At 73.8% G+C, this 20,268-nt stretch carries 16 protein-coding genes; 7 read left to right on the top strand and 9 right to left on the bottom strand.

The window, feature by feature from the left end:
- Nucleotides 1-165: 165 nt before the first annotated feature.
- Genes ACFVIU_RS13660 through ACFVIU_RS13650 form a run of 3 tightly spaced genes read left to right on the top strand, consistent with a single transcriptional unit; the run spans nt 166 to nt 2,152 of the window.
- The gene (locus ACFVIU_RS13660; protein WP_385842557.1) at nt 166-828 is read left to right on the top strand and encodes a DedA family protein; all 663 of its coding nucleotides are present in this window, start codon (nt 166-168) and stop codon (nt 826-828) included.
- The gene (locus tag ACFVIU_RS13655; RefSeq protein ID WP_385842555.1) at nt 825-1,427 is read left to right on the top strand and encodes a phosphatase PAP2 family protein; all 603 of its coding nucleotides are present in this window, start codon (nt 825-827) and stop codon (nt 1,425-1,427) included. Before ACFVIU_RS13660 ends, ACFVIU_RS13655 begins: the two co-directional genes overlap by 4 nt.
- Nucleotides 1,424-2,152, top strand: coding sequence for a phosphatase PAP2 family protein (locus ACFVIU_RS13650; protein ID WP_385842554.1), 729 nt, complete (start codon nt 1,424-1,426; stop codon nt 2,150-2,152). The genes ACFVIU_RS13655 and ACFVIU_RS13650 overlap by 4 nt, the downstream gene beginning before the upstream one ends.
- Nucleotides 2,153-2,207: 55 nt before the next feature.
- Here the strand turns inward: ACFVIU_RS13650 and ACFVIU_RS13645 are convergent, their stop codons facing one another.
- On the bottom strand, nt 2,208-3,446 hold the full coding sequence (locus ACFVIU_RS13645; RefSeq protein ID WP_385842553.1) for an MFS transporter: 1,239 nt from the start codon (nt 3,444-3,446) through the stop codon (nt 2,208-2,210).
- A 135-nt stretch (nt 3,447-3,581) separates the two neighbouring features.
- On the opposite strand from ACFVIU_RS13645, the gene ACFVIU_RS13640 reads away from it, so the two are divergent.
- Nucleotides 3,582-4,517, top strand: a complete 936-nt coding sequence (locus ACFVIU_RS13640) for a LysR family transcriptional regulator (protein WP_385842552.1) — start codon at nt 3,582-3,584, stop codon at nt 4,515-4,517.
- Between the two features lie 43 nt (nt 4,518-4,560).
- Here the strand turns inward: ACFVIU_RS13640 and ACFVIU_RS13635 are convergent, their stop codons facing one another.
- The 3 genes from ACFVIU_RS13635 to ACFVIU_RS13625 all read right to left on the bottom strand — a co-directional run bounded on the left by ACFVIU_RS13635 (nt 4,561) and on the right by ACFVIU_RS13625 (nt 9,132).
- Nucleotides 4,561-5,565 carry a lysylphosphatidylglycerol synthase domain-containing protein gene (locus ACFVIU_RS13635; protein WP_385842550.1) on the bottom strand — a complete coding sequence of 335 codons (1,005 nt, stop codon included), beginning with the start codon at nt 5,563-5,565 and terminating at the stop codon, nt 4,561-4,563.
- 475 nt (nt 5,566-6,040) lie between these two features.
- Nucleotides 6,041-8,395 carry a glycoside hydrolase family 65 protein gene (locus ACFVIU_RS13630; protein WP_385842549.1) on the bottom strand — a complete coding sequence of 785 codons (2,355 nt, stop codon included), beginning with the start codon at nt 8,393-8,395 and terminating at the stop codon, nt 6,041-6,043.
- Complete coding sequence (locus ACFVIU_RS13625) at nt 8,392-9,132, bottom strand: HAD family hydrolase (protein WP_385842547.1); 741 nt, start codon at nt 9,130-9,132, stop codon at nt 8,392-8,394. Before ACFVIU_RS13625 ends, ACFVIU_RS13630 begins: the two co-directional genes overlap by 4 nt.
- A gap of 85 nt (nt 9,133-9,217) precedes the next feature.
- Here ACFVIU_RS13625 and ACFVIU_RS13620 point away from each other — a divergent pair, with 85 nt between their 5' ends.
- Nucleotides 9,218-9,862, top strand: a complete 645-nt coding sequence (locus tag ACFVIU_RS13620; RefSeq protein ID WP_385842546.1) for a nucleoside/nucleotide kinase family protein — start codon at nt 9,218-9,220, stop codon at nt 9,860-9,862.
- Between the two features lie 12 nt (nt 9,863-9,874).
- Here the strand turns inward: ACFVIU_RS13620 and ACFVIU_RS13615 are convergent, their stop codons facing one another.
- From ACFVIU_RS13615 to ACFVIU_RS13595, 5 genes are all read right to left on the bottom strand, one after another.
- The gene (locus ACFVIU_RS13615) at nt 9,875-11,704 is read right to left on the bottom strand and encodes a hypothetical protein (RefSeq protein ID WP_385842545.1); all 1,830 of its coding nucleotides are present in this window, start codon (nt 11,702-11,704) and stop codon (nt 9,875-9,877) included.
- Nucleotides 11,705-11,710: 6 nt separating this feature from the next.
- Nucleotides 11,711-12,586 carry a carbohydrate ABC transporter permease gene (locus ACFVIU_RS13610; protein ID WP_385842543.1) on the bottom strand — a complete coding sequence of 292 codons (876 nt, stop codon included), beginning with the start codon at nt 12,584-12,586 and terminating at the stop codon, nt 11,711-11,713.
- Nucleotides 12,587-12,605: 19 nt separating this feature from the next.
- Nucleotides 12,606-13,577: a carbohydrate ABC transporter permease gene (locus ACFVIU_RS13605; RefSeq protein ID WP_385842791.1), complete on the bottom strand. Its 972-nt coding sequence runs from the start codon at nt 13,575-13,577 to the stop codon at nt 12,606-12,608.
- A gap of 52 nt (nt 13,578-13,629) precedes the next feature.
- The gene (locus ACFVIU_RS13600; RefSeq protein WP_385842542.1) at nt 13,630-14,961 is read right to left on the bottom strand and encodes an ABC transporter substrate-binding protein; all 1,332 of its coding nucleotides are present in this window, start codon (nt 14,959-14,961) and stop codon (nt 13,630-13,632) included.
- Between the two features lie 271 nt (nt 14,962-15,232).
- Complete coding sequence (locus tag ACFVIU_RS13595; RefSeq protein ID WP_385842540.1) at nt 15,233-16,378, bottom strand: ROK family transcriptional regulator; 1,146 nt, start codon at nt 16,376-16,378, stop codon at nt 15,233-15,235.
- A 282-nt stretch (nt 16,379-16,660) separates the two neighbouring features.
- Between ACFVIU_RS13595 and ACFVIU_RS13590 the strand changes: the two genes are divergently transcribed.
- On the top strand, nt 16,661-17,560 hold the full coding sequence (locus ACFVIU_RS13590) for a BadF/BadG/BcrA/BcrD ATPase family protein (protein WP_385842539.1): 900 nt from the start codon (nt 16,661-16,663) through the stop codon (nt 17,558-17,560).
- 750 nt (nt 17,561-18,310) lie between these two features.
- Complete coding sequence (locus tag ACFVIU_RS13585) at nt 18,311-20,218, top strand: phosphatase PAP2 family protein (RefSeq protein WP_385842538.1); 1,908 nt, start codon at nt 18,311-18,313, stop codon at nt 20,216-20,218.
- Nucleotides 20,219-20,268: the final 50 nt, after the last annotated feature.

The raw sequence follows: 20,268 nt of genomic DNA, 5'->3' as shown, positions 1-20,268 counted from the left end.
CGACCATCATGACGATGACCATGTAGTCAACCGGTCATGAAGAAGCAATCGAAAGGCAAAGTCCGGGAACCATCGACCCTCCTCGTTCGTCTGGGGTTCGACAGACCGTCTACAAATGTGTAGTCACATTCGGTTGAAGCAAGTCGAAGGAAAGGGCGTGCGGCGATGGCCCCTCCCCCTCATTCGGTGTCGCAGCTCGCGGTCAACGTGCTCGACGCCCATTCGCTGCTGTCCGCCTTCGGCGTGCTCGGCGTCGGCGTGGTGCTGTTCGCCGAGACGGGACTGCTGATCGGGTTCTTCCTGCCCGGGGACTCGCTGCTGTTCACGGCGGGGCTGCTGTGCACGGGCTCCGCGGACCGCGGGGTGCATCTCTCGCTCGGGCCGCTGCTCGGCGCGGCGGCCGTCGGCGCCCTGGCCGGCTCGCAGTGCGGGTTCGTGCTCGGCCGGAAGGCGGGCGGCACCCTGCTGGCGCGCAGCCGTTCGGCCAAGCTCCAGGAAGGCGCCCGGCGCGCCGAGGAGCTGCTGGGGCGGTACGGCCACGCCAAGGCGATCGTGCTGGCCCGCTTCGTGCCGGTGGTGCGGACGGTGCTGAACCCGATGGCGGGCGCGCTGGGCGTGCCGGTGCGCACGTTCACCCTCTGGCAGATCGCCGGCGGTCTGCTGTGGAGCGTCGGCCTCACCCTCGCCGGGTACGCGCTGGGCTCCTCCGTGCCGAGCATCGACACGTATCTGCTGCCGGTGATCGCCCTGATCGTCGCGGTGTCGCTGATCCCGGTGGCCGCCGAGGTGCTGCGCTCCCGCCGGGCCGCCAAGGAGGCCCGGGGATGAATCTGGCTCTCTCGGGCGGCTCCGTCGACGGAGCCCTCTACCGGGACGTGGTGGATCTCGCCCACCGCTCCCCCGGCTGGCTGGACCACGCCATATCCGTGTGGTCGGCGTACGGTCTCGCGGCGTTCGCGGTGCTCATGGTGGTGGGCTGGTGGCGGGCCCGCCGCGAGGGCGCGGCCGCGAGCCTCACGGCCCTGACCGTGCCGGTGGCGGTCGTGGTGGCGTACGCCGTGAACAGCGGCCTGAAGCTGCTGGTGCGCGAGGACCGGCCCTGCCGCCACCTGGCCTTCCGCACCCTGGAGGCGTGCCCGGCGCGGGGTGACTGGTCCTTCCCGAGCAACCACGCGACGATCGCCGTCGCCGCCGCGGCCGCACTCTTCTTCGTCTCCCGCCGTCTGGGGATCCTGGCCTCGGTGTGCGCGCTCGCCATGGTCGCCTCCCGGGTGTGGGTGGGGGTGCACTACCCGCACGACGTCGCCGTCGGGGCGGTGGTCGGCGCGGTGCTCGGCACGCTGGTCATGCGGGTGCTGCGGCGATGGCCGGCGGACCTGGCAGGACGTCTGGCGGCGGGCCGGCTCCGGCCCCTGCTGGTGTCGTGAACCGCCGGGCTGCCCCGCGCCTCGCGCTCCTGGTGGGCCTGGGAGCCTGGGCGGCGTTCGCGCTGCTCGCGGGGCTGGTGGCCGCCGGGCACGGCGCCCCGTCGGCCCTGGACCGGGCGCTGCTGTCCTGGTCCGTCGGCCACCGCCCGCCGGTGGCGGTGGCCGTGGCCCGCGGTCTGACCGCGACCGGCACGGGCGCCGTCCCCTACGCCCTGGCGGCCCTGGCCGGGCTGATCGCCGCCCGCACCCCGCGGCAGCGGCTGCCGGCGGCCCTGCTCGGCATGGTCTGCCTCGCCGCGGGCCAGGCCGTGCGGTACGGCGTGATGGACCTCGTCGCCCGGGCCCGCCCGCCGCACGCCGGCTGGCGCACCTCTGCCTCGGGGTGGTCCTTCCCGTCGGGCCACACCACCACGGCCGCGCTGGCCGCGGGGCTGCTGGTGCTCGCCCTCTGCCTGCGCGCCCCGCGGGGCCGGACCGTGCTGTGCGGGGCGGCCGTCTGCTGGGCCGCGGCGGTCGGGCTCACCCGCGTCTTCCTCGGCGTGCACTGGTTCACCGACGTCCTCGGCGGCTGGCTGTTCGCCACCGGCTGGCTGGCGCTCCTGCTCGCCGCGGCGACGCGACGGCCCCCCGGCCGTCTCCTCCCCGCACCCGGTGGAACAGCGCCGCCGACCCCATCCGACGCCGACGGCGCCGCCGGTACAGGTGGGCCGGGTCGGGGTCGGTGACCCCGTCGGTCCTCGTGGTGCCGGTCATGGGGCGCCCGATCGGAGCGGACGCGCGCTACGGAACCGGCTCGGGCTCCGGCTGCTGCGCGATGCGGTCGCGCCGGGGCAGCAGCAGCGGGGTGGCCAGGATGAGCAGTCCCGCGACGGTGAGAGCGGTGCGCGGGCCGGTGGCGTCGGCGAGCAGCCCGCCGAGCGCGGTGCAGACGGCGATGGACGCCTGCTGGCCGATCGACCAGGCCGACAGGGTGCGGGCGACGAGCTGCTGGGGTGTGCGTTCGAGCCGGTAGGTGGCGAGCACCGGGGTGTACAGACTCATGTTGATGATGATCGCCAGCTCGACCGCGATCACCGTGACGAGCCCGACGACGCCGGGACGGACGAAGGCCAGGCCGATCAGCCAGACCGCGCGCAGCGTGCCGACGGTCCGGAAGACCCGTTCGCGGCCGTGGCGGGCCACGACACGGCGGGCCAGCCGGGAGCCGACGAGTCCGCCGAGACAGGGGGCGGCGAAGGCGAGGCCGTACTGCCAGGGCGGGAAGTGGAGCCGGCTCAGGAGGAGCACGGCGAGCAGCGGCTCGGTGGCCATGATCAGACCGGAGACGAGCATGTTGTTCAGGTACAGCGCCCGCAGAGCGGGGTCGCCCATGATGTGCCGCCAGCCGTGGAGCAACGCGCCCGCCCGGGCCGGGCTCCCGACCGTCCGTCGCGGCGCTTCCTCCCGGTCGCGGATCGCGGTGAGGGCCAACGCGGACAGCAGGTAGCTGAGCGCGTCGGCCACCACGGTGGTGACCGGCCCGAACCGGGCGATCGCCGCCCCGCCCAGCGGGGGTCCGACCGCGATGGAGCTCCAGTTCGTGGACTCGAACCGCGCATTCGCCACGAGCAGGTCCTCCTGCCGGACGAGGGCCTTGAGGCAGGCGCCGCTCGCCGCGTTGAACGCGATCTTGGCCGCGGCGACCACGGCCGAGATCACGAGCAGCTGGACGAAGCCGAGCCGGCCGAAGGCGTAGGCGACCGGGATGGTCGCCATGGCCGCGAACCGGGTCAGGTCCATCGCGATCATGACCGGGCGCTTGCGCCGGATCTCCACCCAGGGTGCGAGCGGCACCGCGATCAGCGCGCCCACCGCCGGTCCCACCGCGGACAGTGCGGACACCTCGGCGGGGTGGGCGTGCAACACCAGTACGGCGATCAGTGGCAGTGCCCCGAACCCCAGCCCGGACCCGTAGGCACTCACCGCGTACGCCGTCCACAGCCAGCCGAACTGCCGGCCCAGCGGTCGCCTGCCCACCATCCTCGACGCTCCCCTTCACATCCCACCGAACAAACCGGCGTTGACCATGAGAGCTAAGCGAGCGGCGCAACCGCAGGTCAAACAACCGTCCTGCGGAGTGTTCACAACCATCGGTTGTTGCCTAAGGTGGCCGGCGTGGACCTCGAAGCAGTGCGTACGTTCGTCGCCGTCGCGGAATCGGGCCAGTTCCAGCGAGCCGCCACCGATCTGTCGATCACCCAGCAGGCCGTCTCCAAGCGCATCGCCGCGCTGGAACGCAGCCTGGGTGTGCGGCTGTTCACCCGCACCGCGCGCGGCGCCGAGCTCACCATCGACGGGCAGGCCTTCCTCGCTCACGCGCACGAGCTGCTGCGGGTCGCCGAACGCGCGGTCGCGTCCGTGCGCACGGGCCACCGTCCCCTGCGCGTCGACATCATCGCCTCACGCGGTGCGGCCTCGGGCCTGATGCGGGCGTTCCACCGCGCCCACCCCGAGATCGACCTCGACGTGGTGATGCTGCTCGACATCGAGACGGCCGTCGCCGCCATCCGGACCGGCGCGATCGACGCCTCCTTCCGCGCCGTCGCCGCGCCCGGCCGCCCCTTCCCGGAGGACATCGACTCCGTGCGGGTGCTCGACGAGCCGCTCGAACTCCTCACCGGCCCCGCCCACGCACTGGCCGGCGCCCGGTCGGTGCCCCTCGCCCGGCTCGCCGGGCACCGGATCTGGATGCCGGGCATCGTTCCCGGCAGCGAGTGGGCCGCCTACTACGACGACCTCGTCGCCGAGTTCTCGCTCACCATCGAGGCGACCGGGCCCAACTTCGGCTCCGACGCGCTCCTCGACACCGTCGCCGACACTCCGGCCCTGGCCACCTTCATGGGCGGGCACACCCGCCTCGTCTGGCCCGCCGGCCATGGTCTGCGCCGCATCCCGGTGACCGACCCGATGCCCGTCTACCCGCACTCGCTCCTCTGGCACCGCGACAATCCCCACCCGGCACTGGCCACCCTCCGCGCCCACCTCGCCACCGCAGCGGGGAGCCACGACGCCGCCGGAACCTGGCGGCCGGACTGGGTGCTTCCGCACTGACCTGCGCCTCGCCCAGCAGACCCCGGCTGGAAAGCGCCGTCGCTCACAGCGCCCCCCGACGCACCAGCACACCCAGCACCAGCAGGCCGGGCAGCAGGGGCAGCCACACGGTCAGCAGCCGGTAGCCCAGCACCGCGGAGGCGGCGGCCGCGGCGGGGGTTCCCGAGGTGGTCAGGGCGAAGGCGAGGACGGCGTCCAGGGAGCCGAGGCCGCCCGGGGTGGGCAGCAGGGCGGCGGCACTGCTGGCGGCGAGGTACAGCAGGGCCACCGCGAGCGGCGGCAGGGGCAGGGCGACGGCCCGGGTGACGGCGATGAGGACCAGCGCGTGCAGCAAGGCGAAGGCGAGGGAACCGCCCCAGAGGGCCGCCGCACGGGCCGGGTGGAGATGCAGTGCGCGCAGGTCGCCGAGGACGGCGGCGAGCGCCCTCCGGCAGCGCGACCCCACCGGCGTCACCGCCAGCACCGCCAGGACCGGGACGGCACCCAGCGCGCCCGCGAGCACGGCCGGGGGTACGGGCGGCAGGCGCAGCAGGCCGGGGCAGGCCGGGGCGAGCAGTGCGATGAGCGCGAGGCGGACGACGGCGCCGGCGGTGGCCTTCACGGCGAGCGCACCGGCCGAGCGCCCCGCCGGCAGCCCGCAGCGCATCAGGAAGCGGAGGTTGACGGCCCCGGCGCCGAGCCCCGCGGGCAGCAGGTGGTTGGCGGCGGAGGCGGCGAACTGGGCGGCGAGCAGCCTGGGGCCGGGCAGGCGTCGGAGGACCGCTCCCTGCTGGGCGAGCGCCGCGGCCGCCCAGGTGCCCAGGGCCGCGCTCGCCCCCACCAGCAGCCAGCCGGTGTCGGCCCCGGCCAGCCGCCCGGCACCGCTCGCCAGCACGGACCAGTGCCGGCGGGCCAGATACAGGGCGCCGAGCAGCACGGCGAGGCAGACTCCGGCGTGCCAGCGGGCCCGGCGCCGGCCGGTACGGGCGCCGGGGGGCGTGCTGCCGTGCGGAAGCAGAGGCGTCTGCGCCTCTGGGGACGCCTGTGTCGCGCCCGCCGGTGACGTCATGAGCCATCCTCCGGCACGACGTGGGAGAGCCACCGGCCTGCGGACCGTACGGATGCCGGGGCACGGACCACGGCCGTGGTGGTGTCGGCGGCGTGGCCGTACGTCGCGGCGCGGAACGCGGTGGGAACGGCCCCGGCCCGGGTGAGCGTGACCGTCTCGTCCCGGCCGAGGCCCCGGCCGGGGCGTACGACGGCACCGTGCAACCACTCCCGCCCCCGTGAGGCCCCCGCCGGGTGCGCGCGGCGCGGACCGACGCGTGCGGCGTGCCCGCTGCCGGCCATCCTTCACCCCCCGCCCGCGTAGTCGGCGAAACACCGCCAAACTACCCCGGCTCCGGGCCGTTTGCCGGGAAGCGGTCGGCCGACCGGCCGAGGGATCCAGGCCTTTCTTCCGGATCTTGCCGGCGTCGCGGGCCCTGGCGGCCCCGGTCCGGTCGCCGCCCTGCGCGCACGGCCGCGCGCGACGCCGGCGGTGCTCAGCCGCCGTTCGGCGCCCGGTGCGGGGGCTGCTCCGGGGCCGGACGGCGGACCGCGGGGGGTACCGCCCGCACCGCCGGTCCCCCGCAGCTCACCGTCACCGGCTCGTCATGGTGGCGAAGGGTGAGCGGCGGGCCGTCCAGCAGGGTGTACACCGTCTTGTCGGCGCCGATGTCGACCCGCAGCCGGCGGCCCCGGAACTGCACGGTGAAGGCGAGCCGGTGCAGCCGTTCGGGCAGCCGGGGCGCGAACCGGAGCCGCTCGCCGGCCCTGCGCAGCCCGCCGAACCCGGCCACCAGCGCCATCCAGGTACCGGCCAGGGACGCGATGTGCAGCCCGTCCCGGGTGTTGTGCTCCAGGTCCTGGAGGTCCATCAGCGCGGCCTCGGCGGTGTAGTCGTAGGCGAGGTCGAGATGGCCCGTCCGCGCGGCGACGACAGCCTGGCAGCAGGCGGACAGCGAGGAGTCGCGGACGGTCAGCGGCTCGTAGTAGGCGAAGTTCCGGGCGATCTGCTCCTCGTCGTACCGCTCGGCGAACCAGGCGTCGCACGTGTACATGGCCAGCACCAGGTCGGCCTGTTTCACGACCTGCTTGCGGTACAGGTCGAAGTAGGGGAAGTGGAGCAGCAGCGGGTACTGCTCGGGGCGGGTGCCGGCGAAGTCCCAGCGCTGGTAGCGGGTGAACCCTGCGTGCTGCTCGTGGACGCCGAGTTCGGTGTTGTACGGCACGTGCATGGCGCCGGCCGCGTCCCGCCAGGCGGCGCTCTCCTCCTCGTCCACGCCGAGCCGCCGTGCCTCGCGCGGGTGGCGTTCGACGGCGTCGGCGGCGGCGAGCAGGTTCTGCCGGGCCATCAGGTTGGTGTAGGTGTTGTCGTCGGCGACCGCGCTGTACTCGTCGGGGCCGGTGACGCCGTCGATGTGGAAGACGCCGTGCGCGTCGTGGTGGCCCAGCGAGCGCCACAGCCGGGCGGTCTCCACCAGCAGTTCCACGCCCGCCTCCCGCTCGAAGTCGGTGTCGCCGGTGGCCTCGACGTACCGGACGACGGCGTCGGCGATGCCGGCGTTGACGTGGAAGCCGGCGGTGCCGGCCGGCCAATAGGCCGAGCCTTCCGCGCCGGCGATGGTCCGCCAGGGGAACGCGGCGCCGGCGAGCCCGAGTTGGGCCGCGCGCTCGCGGGCCTCGTCGAGGGTGGCGTGCCGCCAGCGCAGCGCCTCGGCGACGGCGGCCGGCGCGGTGTGGGTGAGCACCGGCAGGACGAACATCTCGGTGTCCCAGAAGGCGTGCCCGTCGTAGCCGGAGCCGGTCAGCCCCTTCGCGGGTATCGCGCGTTGTTCGGCGCGGGCCCCGGCCTGGAACACATGGAAGAGCGCGAACCGGACGGCCTGCTGGATCTCCTCGTCGCCTGCCACCTCGACGTCGGCGCGGTCCCAGAAGTCGTCCAGGCAGGCCCGCTGTTCGGCGAGCAGGCCCGGCCAGCCGTCGTGCGCGGCGGCGGCGAGCGCGGCGTCGACCTGGTCGGCCATCGCGGGCAGTGAGCGGGTGCCGGACCAGCCGTGGGCGACCAGCTTCTCCAGCCGGAGCGTCTGTCCGGGCTCCAGCACGGAGGTGACGGTCAGCCGGGCCACGTCGGTGCCGCTCTCGCTGCTGGTGGTGGTGCGCTCCGGGCCGCTGACGACGTGGTCGGCGGCGACGGCGACCCGGAGGCCGCTGCGCCGGGTGCGGTGCACGAGGCGCAGCCGGTGGCCGGCGGCGAAGTGGTCCTCCGGTTCCAGCGGTGACTGGAGGGCCATCGCGGCGCGCGGGTCGTCGGCGGTCTCGGGCAGGCTCTCGTTGGCGACCAGCTCCGACTGGATCACCACCCGGGTGCGGCGGTCGACGGCCCGCACCTCGTAGGCGATGGCGGCGACGGCCCGCTGGGTGAGCGACACCAGCCGGGTGGAGCGCACCTGGACCGTGGAGCCGGCCGGGGAGGTCCACTCGCAGGTGCGTTCCAGCACCCCGCGGCGCAGGTCCAGCACCCGCTCGTGGCCGACGAGCCGGCCGTAGCGCAGGTCGAACGGCTCGTCGTCCACCAGCAGCCGCAGGATCTTTCCGTTGGTGACGTTGATGACCGTCTGGCCGGACTCGGGGTAGCCGTAGCCGGCCTCCGCGTACGGCAGCGGGTGCAGCTCGTGCACGCCGTTGAGGTAGCTGCCGGGCAGGCCGTGCGGCTCGCCCTCGTCGAGGTTGCCGCGCCAGCCGACATGGCCGTTGGACAGCGCGAACACGGACTCGCTCTGGGCGAGGACGTCGAGGTTCAGGGCGGTCTCGCGGACGGCCCAGGGCTCGACGGCGTACGACCGGTCGGTGATCACCGTTCGCCTCCCAGCTCGGCGAGGTCCTTGACGACGACCGACGCGCCGTGCGCGGCCAGCGCGTCGCTCTGGCCGACCCGGTCGACGCCGACGACGTACCCGAAGCCGCCCGCGCGCCCGGCGTCCATCCCGGCCAGCGCGTCCTCGAAGACGGCCGCGTGTTCCGGGGCGACGCCCAGCTCCTGCGCGGCGGCGAGGAAGGTGTCGGGGTGCGGCTTGCCCGGCAGGTTCCGTTCCGCGGCGACCACCCCGTCGATCCGTACGTCGAAGTAGTGCTCGGCGTCGACCGCCCGCAGTACGTCCCGGCAGTTGGCGCTGGAGGAGACGATCGCGGTGCCCAGCCCGGCGGCGCGCACGGCCGTCAGATAGCGGATGGTGCCCGGATAGGCCTGGACGCCGCCGGTGCGGATCTTCTCCAGCAGCAGCTCGTTCTTGCGGTTGCCGAGCCCGTGCACGGTGAGGGCGTCCGGCGGGTCGGCGGGGGTGCCCTCGGGCAGGTGGATGCCGCGGGAGGCGAGGAAGGCGCGCACTCCGTCGGCGCGGGGGCGTCCGTCGACGTACTCGTCGTAGTCGGCGACCGGGTCGAACGGCCGGGCCCGCGGGCCCTCGTGGTCCCGCAGGAACGCGTCGAACGTCTCCTTCCAGGCGGCCGCGTGCACGACCGCCGTTTTGGTGACGACCCCGTCCAGGTCGAAGAGGCAGGCTTGAATGGTGTCGGGCAGACCGAGCTGACTCATACCGGGCACTGTTCCCCGCAGGGCGCCGTCCAGTGAGTGGCGCACGCCACATGTTCCGTGGGCGGCTGCTGGCACACTCTGCTGTGTGCCGCTGACCTTCGACGACCTCCTCGACCGCGCCCGCTCCCTCGCCGGGGGCGGTGGCCGTGCCCTGCTCGGGATCGCGGGCAGTCCGGGCGCGGGCAAGACGACGCTCGCGGAGCACCTGGTGCGCGCCCTGAACGCGGACGGGCGGTGCCCTGCGGCGCATGTCCCGATGGACGGCTTCCATCTGGCGGACGCCGAACTGGACCGGCTCGGCCGCCGGGACCGCAAGGGCGCCCCGGACACCTTCGACGCGGCCGGGTACGCGGCGCTGCTGCGGCGGCTGCGCGAGGAGACCGGCGAGGTGGTGTACGCGCCGGGCTTCGAGCGGGTGCTGGAGCAGCCGCTCGCGGGTGCGATCCCGGTGCCGGCCGCCGCCCGGCTGGTGGTGACCGAGGGGAACTACCTGCTGCTGGCGGAGGGTTCGTGGGCGCGGGTGCGGCCGTGTCTGGACGAGGTGTGGTTCTGCGAGATGCCCGAGGAGGAGCGGATCCGGCGGCTGATCGCCCGGCACGAGGAGTTCGGCAAGGACCGTGCGGCGGCGGTGGCCTGGGTGCTGGGCACCGACCAGCACAACGCCGAGCTGATCGCCACGACCCGGGAGCGGGCGGATCTGGTGGTGCCGACCGGGGACCTCGCGTACTGAGCGGCCCGGCGGTCAGCGGTCGAGGGTCAGTTCCGGTTCCCCCCGCTCGTCGCCGGCCGGGTGTCCGATCAGCGCCGTGAACGCCTCGGTGCGTACGGTCAGTCCCCGGGGTCCGGCCGTGAGGACGGGCGTGTACGGTCCGCGCTCGCCGTACCGGACGGCGAAGACGTGCAGCCCCTGTGGGGCGCCCGGTGCCGGGTCGGCCTCCAGGGCGGTGGAGGAGACCAGATGGCTCCAGCCCTGGTCCGGGTCGCCGTAGCCGCGCGGGTCGGCGGCGAGCGCGAACGCCGCCTGTTCCTGGGTGAGTCCGGCGCGGGCGTCGAAGTGGTCGGGGCCGGGGCGCTCCGGGTGGGTGAGGCGCAGCCCGGCCGCGGCGGCGACCTCGCCCTCGGAGGTACGGCACACACGGTCGCCGTCGTCGGCGGCGTACGGCATGCCGGACAGCAGGTACGGCGTCCCGTCGAGCCGTTCCACGGCGACCGTCAGCCACAGCCGGACGCCGTCGGTGACGTACAGCGAGCGGATGTGGCGCAGCACATGGTCCCGGCCGACGACGGGCTTGGTGACCAGTTTCGCGGCGAGTTCGGCGGTGCGGACGTCCCGGACCCGGACCTCGCCCATCGGGCGGCACAGCAGGAAGCCGTCCGTGACCGGGCCGAAGCCGTGCTGGCGGTGGACGGCGGCGGGCAGGTAGTAGGTGCCGCCCGCTTCGAGCAGCGCGGGGGTCATCCGGCTGTCGAAGGCGACCGAGACCCTGCCCGAGCGCAGCTGGTGGCGGACGGGTGCGGCGGAGGGGGTGCGGTGCCAGCGGGCGGTGTCCTGGATCTGCCAGACCAGCATGAAGGCGAAGTGGCCGTCGACGGCGCCGTCGGGCCCGACCGCGTGCCGGCCCCACCGGCTGTCGCCGCGGTAGCGGCCGAGGTCGGCGCCGATGCGGGCGCCGAAGTAGCGCAGTCCGAGGACGGCTTCGAAGCCGGAGTGCTGTTCGCTGTAGCGGGGGCCGCCGACGTCGTAGCCGCCGGAGGTCAGCCGGGCGTCCAGGTAGCGGGCGAGGGTGTCGCCGTCCTCGGCGAACATCTCCGCGCCGCTGACCCGGTGGGCCTGGGCGAGGAACGACAGGGAGATGGGGCCGTAGTTGTTGTCGTAGGCGCCGCCGTGCTCGGGCGGCAGCAGGGCCCCGCGGTCGCGGACCCGGTGGGCGCGGATCTCGTCGGTGTACAGGCCGAGGGCCCGGGCGCGGACCGGTTCGGCGTCGCCGGGCGGGAGATGGCGGGCCAGCATCAGGCCGCCGACCACACAGCCGATGGCCTGGTTGCCCGCCGCCTGCGGGTTGAAGAAGGTGGCCTCGGTGAGCCAGCGCCAGTACCCGTGCGCCAGCTCCAGCAGCTCGGTGCGCTGTCCGTCGTCGAGCAGGCCGTCCGCGGCGTCCAGGACGTTCACGGCCTGGAGGAGCGCCCACACCGTGCTGGGCCAGTCGCCGATGGGGTGCGCGCCCGCGTCGAGCACATAGCGCGCGTACGGCAGCCCTGTGCCGCGCCGGCGCAGATTGGGGTAGCCGGGGTTGTCCTCGGTGTAGACGCGGGCGCGCAGGTGGAAGGCGAGGCTGCGGCGGACCGCGGCGGGCAGCCGGGGGTCCCTGCCGCGCTGCCAGGCGAGGGCGAGCAGGGAGGTGATGCCGAGGGAGGTGTCGCCGATGTCGTCGGTGGCGTCGGGGTGTTCCAGGCTGCCTTCGGGGGTGATCCGGGCGAGGGCCTGCTCGGTGACGTCGGCGAGGACGGCGTCGTACACCTGCGGGGTGTCCGGCAGGTCGTGCAGCGGGCCGCGCTGGTGGGGCAGGTGCACGCGGGATCAGCCCTTCATTCCGGTGGTGGCCAGGCCTTCCACCAGCCTCTTCTGGAAGACGAGAAAGCAGATGAGCGTGGGGGCGAGGGCGAGTGCCGACATGGCGAACATCGCGCCGTAGGAGGAGCCGCTGGTCTTGTCCAGGAAGAGGGTGAGGCCGAGCGGGACGGTGAAGCGGGCGTTCTGCTGGAGGTAGACGAGCTGGCTGAGGAAGTCGTCGTAGGTCCAGATGAAGGTGAAGATGGTCGTGGTGACGAGCGCCGGCCTCATCAGCGGCAGGATGATCCTGACGTAGATCTGGAGCGGGTTGGCGCCGTCCATCATCGCCGCCTGGTCCAGCTCGCGCGGGATGGAGCGGATGAACTGCACCATCAGGAAGATGAAGAAGGCGTCCGTGGCGAGGAACTTGGGGACGATCAGCGGCAGGAAGGTGTTGATCCAGGTCAGGTTGTAGAAGATCGTGTACTGCGGGATCAGCGTGGCCTGCATGGGCAGCATGAGCGTGCCGAGCATCAGCCCGAACCAGATCCTCTTGCCCCGGAACTCGAAGCGGGCGAAGGCGTAGGCGGCCAGCGAGCAGGAGAGGACGTTGCCGATCACCGCGCCGATCGTGACGATCAGCGAGTTGGTGATGTAGAGGGAGAAGGAGTTGCCGGAGCCGCTCCAGCCCTCGGCGTAGTTCCCGGGGTGCAGGTGGTGCGGGACCAGCCCGGGGTGGGTGAAGATCTCGGTGTCGGGCTTGAGGGAGCTGCTCAGCATCCACAGCAGCGGGTAGAGCATGACCAGGGCCACGCCGATGAGCAGGGTGTGCAGCAGGATGCGGCGGGGGCCGGTGAACGGGCGGAGCTTGTGCGGCGGCGCGCTCGGGGTGAGGGCGGACATGATCGGACGGACTCCTCGCTCAGTCGTCGTAGTGGACCCAGTAACGGCCGGCGACGAAGTTGACCGCCGTGAAGCCCGCGATGACCAGGAACAGCACCCAGGCCAGCGCCGACGCGTAGCCCATCTGGAGGTCGGTGAAGCCCTTCTTGTACAGGTACAGGGAGTAGAGCATGGTCGAGTTGAGCGGTCCGCCGGTGCCGTTGCTCACCACGTAGGCGGGGGTGAAGGTCTTGAACCCGTCGATGATCTGGAGGACCACGTTGAAGAACACGATCGGGGTGAGCAGCGGCAGGGTGATCCGGAAGAAGCGGGTGAACGTTCCGGCGCCGTCGATCGCCGCGGCCTCGTAGACGTCCTTGGGCAGTTGCTTGAGTCCGGCGAGGAAGATGACCATCGGGGTGCCGAACTGCCAGACGGCGAGCAGGACGAGGGTGTAGACCGAGGTGTCGGGGCTGGAGATCCAGTCCTGGCCCTTGATGCCGAACCAGCCGAGGACGTCGTTGAACAGGCCGTCCCCGCCGAACACCTGCCGCCATACGATCGCCATGGCCACCGCGCCGCCGAGCAGCGAGGGCAGGTAGAAGGCGGCCCGGTAGACGCCGATGCCCTTCAGCGGGCGGTTGAGCAGGATCGCCACGCCGAGCGCGAGGGCGAGTTTCAGCGGCACGGAGACCAGGACGTACAGCAGGGTGGCGTGCACCGAGTCCCAGAAGACCGGGTCGTCGGTGAACATGTGGGTGTAGTTCCGGGCGCCGATCCAGCGCGCGGGTGTGAGCAGGTCGAAGTCGGTGAAGGACAGATAGAGGGAGTCCAGCATCGGGTAGACCGTCAGCCCGAACAGGCCGGCGAACCAGGGGGCCAGGAACAGGTACGGCCACCATCCTCCGCCGCGCCGGCCGGCGGCCCGGCGGCGCATCCGTTCGCGCTCGCGCCGGTCGGCGGCGGCCGTCGGCGCCTCCTTCGCGGCCTCGTCGGTGCGGGCGGTGGTCATGCTCATCTTCTCCCTGGCCTCTCCCGGTGCCTGATGTGTGCGGGGCGGGCGGTCAGCCCGCGAGGATCGACTGCGCCTGGTCGAAGAACTCGCTCAGCTGCGCCTTGATCGTCTTCTTGCCGAAGGCGACGGCCAGGTTGGACTGGAACAGCAGGTCCCAGATCTGGTCGGCGCCCTTGGGCGGCGGGACGGGCGCGGGCAGCGCGTCGGTGGCCTTGGCCACCCGCCGGGAGAGGTAGTCGGCCATCGCCATGTTCCGCTCGTCGGTCTCGTCCAGCCCGGCGGAGATCAGCGAACGGGCCTTCTCGGTCGGCGGGATGCCGCGGTACAGCTGCATGTCCTTGATGGCGGTGGGGTCCTGGGCGAAGAAGCTCATGATCTTCACCGAGTCGGCGACCTTCTTGCTCGCCTTGGTGGCGCTCAGCAGCACGCCGCCGTTGACGAAGTTGCCCTCGCGGGCGCCGCTCCAGTCGCCCTGCGGGGTGGGCAGGAAGTCCAGCTGGGCGTCGGTGATGGCGCCGCCGGCGCCGTAGACACCGGAGTCGAAGGTGAACAGGGCCTTGCCGATGACGACCGCGTTCTTGGTGAGGTCGTTGTGCGCGGCGGAGGTGACCGCGGGCGGCGGCGACGCGTGGTCCTTGCGCATCCCGGCCCAGAACTCCCACCACTCCTGGAGGGTGTCGGGGGTGAAGCCGAGCTTCTTGCCGTCGTCGGAGAAGAAGGGCTGGCCCTTCTCCCGGGCGAAGATCTCGAAGCACTGGAGGGTGGAGCCGCCGCCGTCGTCGACGCCGTAGGTCCGGCCGCCGCTCTTCTTGTAGACCTGGACGGCGATGTGCTTGAGGTCGTTCCAGGTCCACTCGGGCTCGGGCAGCTTCAGGCCGAGCTTCTCCAGGCCGCTGCGGTTGACGGTGAGCTGGTTGACGCCGATGCCGGACGGCACGCCGTACAGCTTGCCGTCGACGGTGCCGGCGGCGAGCAGCGTCTTGGAGAAGCCGGTCAGGTCCAGGGTCTTGCCGACGTAGGAGTCGAGCGGGGCGAGGATGCCCTTGCGGGCGTACTGGGCGACCAGCGCGGTGTCCATCTGGAGCAGGTCGGGGGCGCTGCCGCCGGCGACCTGGGTGTTGAACTTGTCGAAGTAGCCGTCGTAGCCCGAGTAGCGGGTCTCGATCGGGATCTTCGGGTGGCTCTTCTCGAAGGCGGCGAGGGCCTTCTTGTAGGCGGCGTGCCGCTCGTCGCTGCCCCACCAGGTCATGGTCAGCCTGCCGCTGTCGCTGCCCGCTCCGGTGCCGCCGGCGCAGGCGGTGAGCGCCGGGCCGAGGGCGCCTGCGGCGGCGAGGCCGCTCGCGGTGCGGAAGAGGGTTCTGCGCGAGATCTGGTGACCCACCGGGTCCTCCCTGATGGTGCGTGACGGATCCCCGGCCGATCGGCGCGGCCCGGGTGCAGGTACGGGGGAAGGAGCGCCTCGCGGGACACGGCCTCGCCCGGCCGCGCCGCCTGTGCGGGTGGCGTCCCCGGCCCTCGGCCGGTACCGCGCGAGCACGCCCTCGCGCGGTGGCCGTACGCTCGCGTGCGGCCGGGACGCGCACCCGGAGCCGGTATCCCGACCGGCCCTGGAAAGCGCTTGTCCGGACATTGGCAGAACGAGCCGGAGGCCGTCAATCCTTCCTTCGCGCCGCCTGGGTCACGGTTTGGACTCCACGGGCGACCGCGAGCCGGGCGGCGCCCACGACGGTGCCCAGTTCCCCGACCGTGCTGCTGACCACCTCGGTGGGCCAGCTCAGCCGCGCCAGTTCGGCCCGCACCCCGGGCAGCAGCAGGGGGTCCGCGCCGGTACTGCCGCCGAGCACGATCAGTCCCGGGTCGAGTACGGCGGCCACGGCGGCGGCGATCCGGCCCACGTCGGCGGCGTGCCGGGCGACGACGGCGCCGGCCGCTGCGCTCCCCCGGCCGGCCAGCGCGAAGAGGTGCTCGGTGGTGGCCGGACACGGGCCGTCCTCGTACGGCCATGCCTCGGCGGCCCGGCGCAGCAGCGCATCCGCCCCGATGTACTCCTCCAGCGCCTCCAGGCGCGGTGCGCGGTCCGTGTCCCAGGGGTAGGGCAGCCGGGCCAGCTCGCCGGCGGCGCCGTTGGCCCCGCGCAGCACCTGGCCGCCGATGACGATGCCGAGGCCGACGCCCACGCCGACCCGCAGATAGCCGAAGGTGTCCCGGTCCCGGGCGGCGCCCTCGTGCAGTTCGGCGAGGGCGGCGCAGTTGACGTTGTTCTCCAGGTGGACCGGCACGCCCGGGGGCAGGGCGACGGCCATGGCGTCGAAGACGGGGCCCGCCTTGGCCGTGGCCGGGCGCATCCCGGTGCCGTCCTTCCCCGGCGTGATGACATCGCCGACGGCGACGACGACGCTGCGCAGCGGGGTGCCCGCGGGCAGCGCGGCGAGACCCTCGCGCACGGCGTCGGCGGCGTCCTCTCGGGTGCCGGTGGCCTCGGCGAGCAGCGTGCCGTCCAAGGCGCAGCCGCGCACCCGGGTGCGGGCGGGACCGAGGTCGACGGCGAGGACGGCGCCGGCGTCCGGTCCGAGGCGGTAGACGGCCGCGGTGCGGCCGGTGCCGCTGGAGGCGGTGCCGGAGCGTCCGGCGAGCCGGGCGCTCTCCAGTTCCGCGACGGCCTGCGACACCGTCGGCTTGGACAGGCCGGCCAGCGCGGCGAGTTGCGGCCGGGTCGCGGTGCCCGCCCGGGCCAGTACGGCGAAGACCGCGCCCGCACTCTCGGTCAGGCGGGGGGCCGCCACCACGTCGTGTTCCAACGGTTCTCCCACAGATCACGGCCCGCCGCCGAGGAGTGGGGCGCCTCGGGGACGCGGCACGGGGATGCCCGGCGTGGCGCCCGCCGGCCCTGGGCGTGCGGACGCGAACGCCTCTTGACGCACTGTACTTCGTTAGTTAACTTCCTAACGAACTTCACGGTACTCGCCTGCCGTGCTCCGCCCGAGGCCCGTCCCGGGGCTTCCCGACCGCTCGTATCCCTGTTCCGCCAGACACGGTTCGCCCGCCGTCACACGCCTTCCCGCACCGACGAAAGAGGTCCCGTGCAGGATGTGACGCCGCTCCGGGTCGGTATCGACGTGGGCGGCACCAAGACACAGCTCCGCGCCGTCGCGGGGGACGCCCTGGTCGCCGACCACGTCCGCCCGAGCAGCGGCTGGCGGCCGCACGACCCCGTGACCGCCGCCGGCTGGCTGGCCCGGCTGGTCGCCGAGGCGCTGCCCCCGGGCACCCGGCCGGCGGCCCTGGCCGTGGGCGGCCACGCCTGTGAGACGGCGGGCCAGTGCGCGCGGATCCGCGACGCGCTGCACCTCCACTTCGACGCCCCCGCACGGGTCGTGGGCGACGCCGAACTCCTCGTCCCCGCCGCCGGGTTGGACAAGGGTGTCGGTCTGGTCGCCGGCACCGGCTCGGTGGCGGTGGGCCGGCGCCCCGACGGCACGACCGTCCAGGTCGGCGGCTGGGGCGCGGTCCTGGGCGACGAGGGCGGCGCGGCCGGGCTCGTCCGGGAGGCCGCCCGCGCCTGCTGGGCGGCCCATGACCGCGGTGAACCGCCCGACGCGCTGGCGGCGGCCCTGACCGACGCCTTCCACGTGCCCGAAGTGCCCGCACTGGGGGCCGCGTTGGAGCGCGCCACCGACCAGTCCGCCGAGTGGGGACGGCACGCCCCCGCCGTCTTCGCCGCCGCGGCGGCCGGCTCGCTCCTCGCCGCCGAGGTGATCGCCGCAGCGGCCCGCGCCCTCGCCGGACTCGTCGTCCGGCTCGCGGAGCGCGGCGCGGCGGCCGACGACGTGGTGGTCGCCGGCGGCACGATCCTGTCCCAGCCGCGACTGTACGACGCGCTCACCGCGGCGCTCGCCCAGGAGTTGCCGGGCACACGGCCGCAGCGGCTGCGGGTGCCGCCGGTCGACGGCGCGGTGGCGCTGGCGCGTTCGCTGCTGTGAACGGGCTGTGTTCGCGGAGGGTTTCGACGCGGTGGCGCCGGAGCGTTCAGCACACCTCCGAGCAGTGGCCGCTGCCATGTGTCGCACCGGCGCGTCCAGCACATCTTTTGCGCGAGGGCACCGGCACATGCGCCGCCGTACGGCGGGCCGCTGCCCGCGGAGGCGCCGCACAGCGAACCACCGCGCTTCCACGCACCGCACCGGCGCGTCCGGCGCATCTCCGCGCGAGGGCACCGGCACGGCCACCGCACGCAGGCGCCGCACACGGGCCAGCCCGCCGCCATGCCTCGCGGTCGAGTCCGACACACCTCCGCGCGAGGGCACCCGCACATACGCCGCCACGGGCGAGCCGCGCCCACGGAGGCGCGCCGCACAGCGAACCACCGCGCTTCCATGCGCCGCACCGGCACATATGCCGCAAGGAGGCGCCGCACACCGGGCAGCCCGCTGCCATGTGTCGCACCGGCACGCCCAGCACACCTCCGCGCGAGGACACCGGCACATACGCCCCCGTACAGCCGACCGCCGCCCTCGTCGGCGTTGCGGTGTGCGGGTCAGCGCGTTCGTGTGTGTTCCGCGCCGCGCGTTCACCTGCCGCACCGCCACCCGTCACCGCAGCCTCCCCGCGGTGACACACCCCGGTCCTACTCATGTATCCGTTCCCGCTCTTCCGCCCCCTTCTCCACGGGATCGCACAACCCGGCACATCCGGCCGGGCGTTGCCGTGGACCGCTTCCGAGAGGCACAGGCATGCCGTCTTCCGCCGGTCACCGATCCTCCGTACCGAACCGGCGCCGGTTCCTCGCGACCTCGCTGGCCGCGTCGGCGGGCGTGCTCGCCGCACCGGCCGTCGCCGCGTGGCTGCCGGCGGCCGACGCGAAGGCCGCGACCGCCCCGGCGGCCTTCGTGGACGACTACCGGACCAACGTCCCCGCGAACCGGACCGCCGAGACCAACGCGGTGGTCCGTGTCCTCGACGGCTTCGCCGAGGTGTGGAAGACCGGCTCCACCTGGGACTCCGGCGCCCCGCTGCGCCCGGAGACACTGCGCGCCAACATGCGCTACTGCGCCCGGATCACCCGCGAACGCACCCGCGAACAGGCCAAGGAGGCGTTCCTCTACGACCGCCAGCACCAGAGCTACGCGCTGATCGCGGGACTCGGCCCGCTCGCCGGCCTGTACCGGGCGGGCGCCCGGGCGGTCACGTCGATCACGAGCGCGCCCGACGGCACCCCGGCGAGCACCGTCAACGACGCCGTCCCCGCGGACGCCCCGGCGGGCTCGGCGCTCGGCGCGGGCGCGCACGACTCGGACCTCGGCAAGGTCGCCGAGCTGGTCGACACGGTCCGCGGCCCGTACGCCTCCGGCAACCCCTCCAAGTACGCCTACGCGTACCCGCGGCCGTGGCGGATGACGGAGGACAGCGAGGTCGTCGACACCGGTGCGACGGACGCGTTCGGCTTCCCGGTGTACGACTCCGAGGTGGTCGTGGCCCCGCAGCTGCTGCGTCAGCGCGGCACCTCCCCCGCCGACGACGGCGGCTTCCCGAGCGGGCACACCAACGCCTTCCACCTGGCCGCGCTGGCGTACGCCTACGCCGTACCGGAGCGGTTCCAGGAACTGGTGACCCGCGCGTCGGAGCTGAGCCACACCCGGATCGTGGCGGGCATGCACAGCCCCGTCGACGTGATCGGCGGCCGGATCATGGCGACCGCTCTCGCCGCGGCCACGCTCGCCGACCCGGCCAACGCGGAGCTGAAGACGGCGGCCCGCGCCCAGGCGCTCGGCTACTTCACCGCGCGGACCGGCACCACCGCCGACACCCTGTACGCCTACGCGCACCCCGCCGACGACCCGTACGCCGACCGGGACGCCAACCGGTGTGCGGTGCGGCCGAGGCTGACGTACGTCCTGGAGCGGGAGGGCCGCGATGTGCCGCTGACCGTGCCGAAGGGCGCGGAGGTGCTGCTGGAGACCCGGCTGCCGTATCTCACCGCGGACCAGCGTCGCGAGGTGCTGCGGACCACGGGGCTGCCGTCCGGGTATGTGCTGCTGGACGGGTTCGAACAGTGGGGCCGGCTGGACCTGTTCGCCGCGGCGGACGGCTACGGCGCCTTCGACACGGACGTCACCGTGACGCTGGACGCGGCGGCCGGCGGCTTCTCGGCGGCCGACAGCTGGCGCAACGACATCGGCGGCCGCGGCGGCCTGACCAAGCAGGGCACCGGCACGCTCACGCTGACCGGCCGCAACCGCTACACGGGCGGCACCGTGCTGGCGGCGGGCACCCTGGTCGCCGGCTCCGCAGACGCCCTCGGCCACGGGGACGTGCGGGTCGCGGACGGCACGCTGGAGGTGGCCGGACGGCTGCGGGTGCGCGGCGCCTACGCGCAGGCGGCGGGCACGCTCGCGGTCACCCTGAGCGCCGGCGGCAAGGCCCCGCTGACGGTCCGGCACCTGGCCGTGCTGGGCGGTGCGGCCGTACTGTCGCTGCGGCTGGACACCGCACGGCCGCCGGCCGAGGGCTGCACGCTGCCGGTGCTCGACGCGCCCCGGCTGCGCGGGCGGTTCGACCGCATCGAGGTGAACTCCGGCAGCCTGCGGGCCGTACCGGTGTACACGGCAGAGGGTCTGTCGGTACGACTCGTGAAGCGGTGACGCCCCGGACGGCGGGAGCGGTGCGACAGTAGGGCGATGGCCCGGTCCCC

The sequence above is a fragment of the Streptomyces sp. NPDC127190 genome, from assembly GCF_042672505.1.
GTDB lineage: Bacteria > Actinomycetota > Actinomycetes > Streptomycetales > Streptomycetaceae > Streptomyces.
The sequence above is the reverse complement of the archived record's forward strand: the minus strand, read 5'-3'. Positions and strand labels throughout refer to the sequence as shown.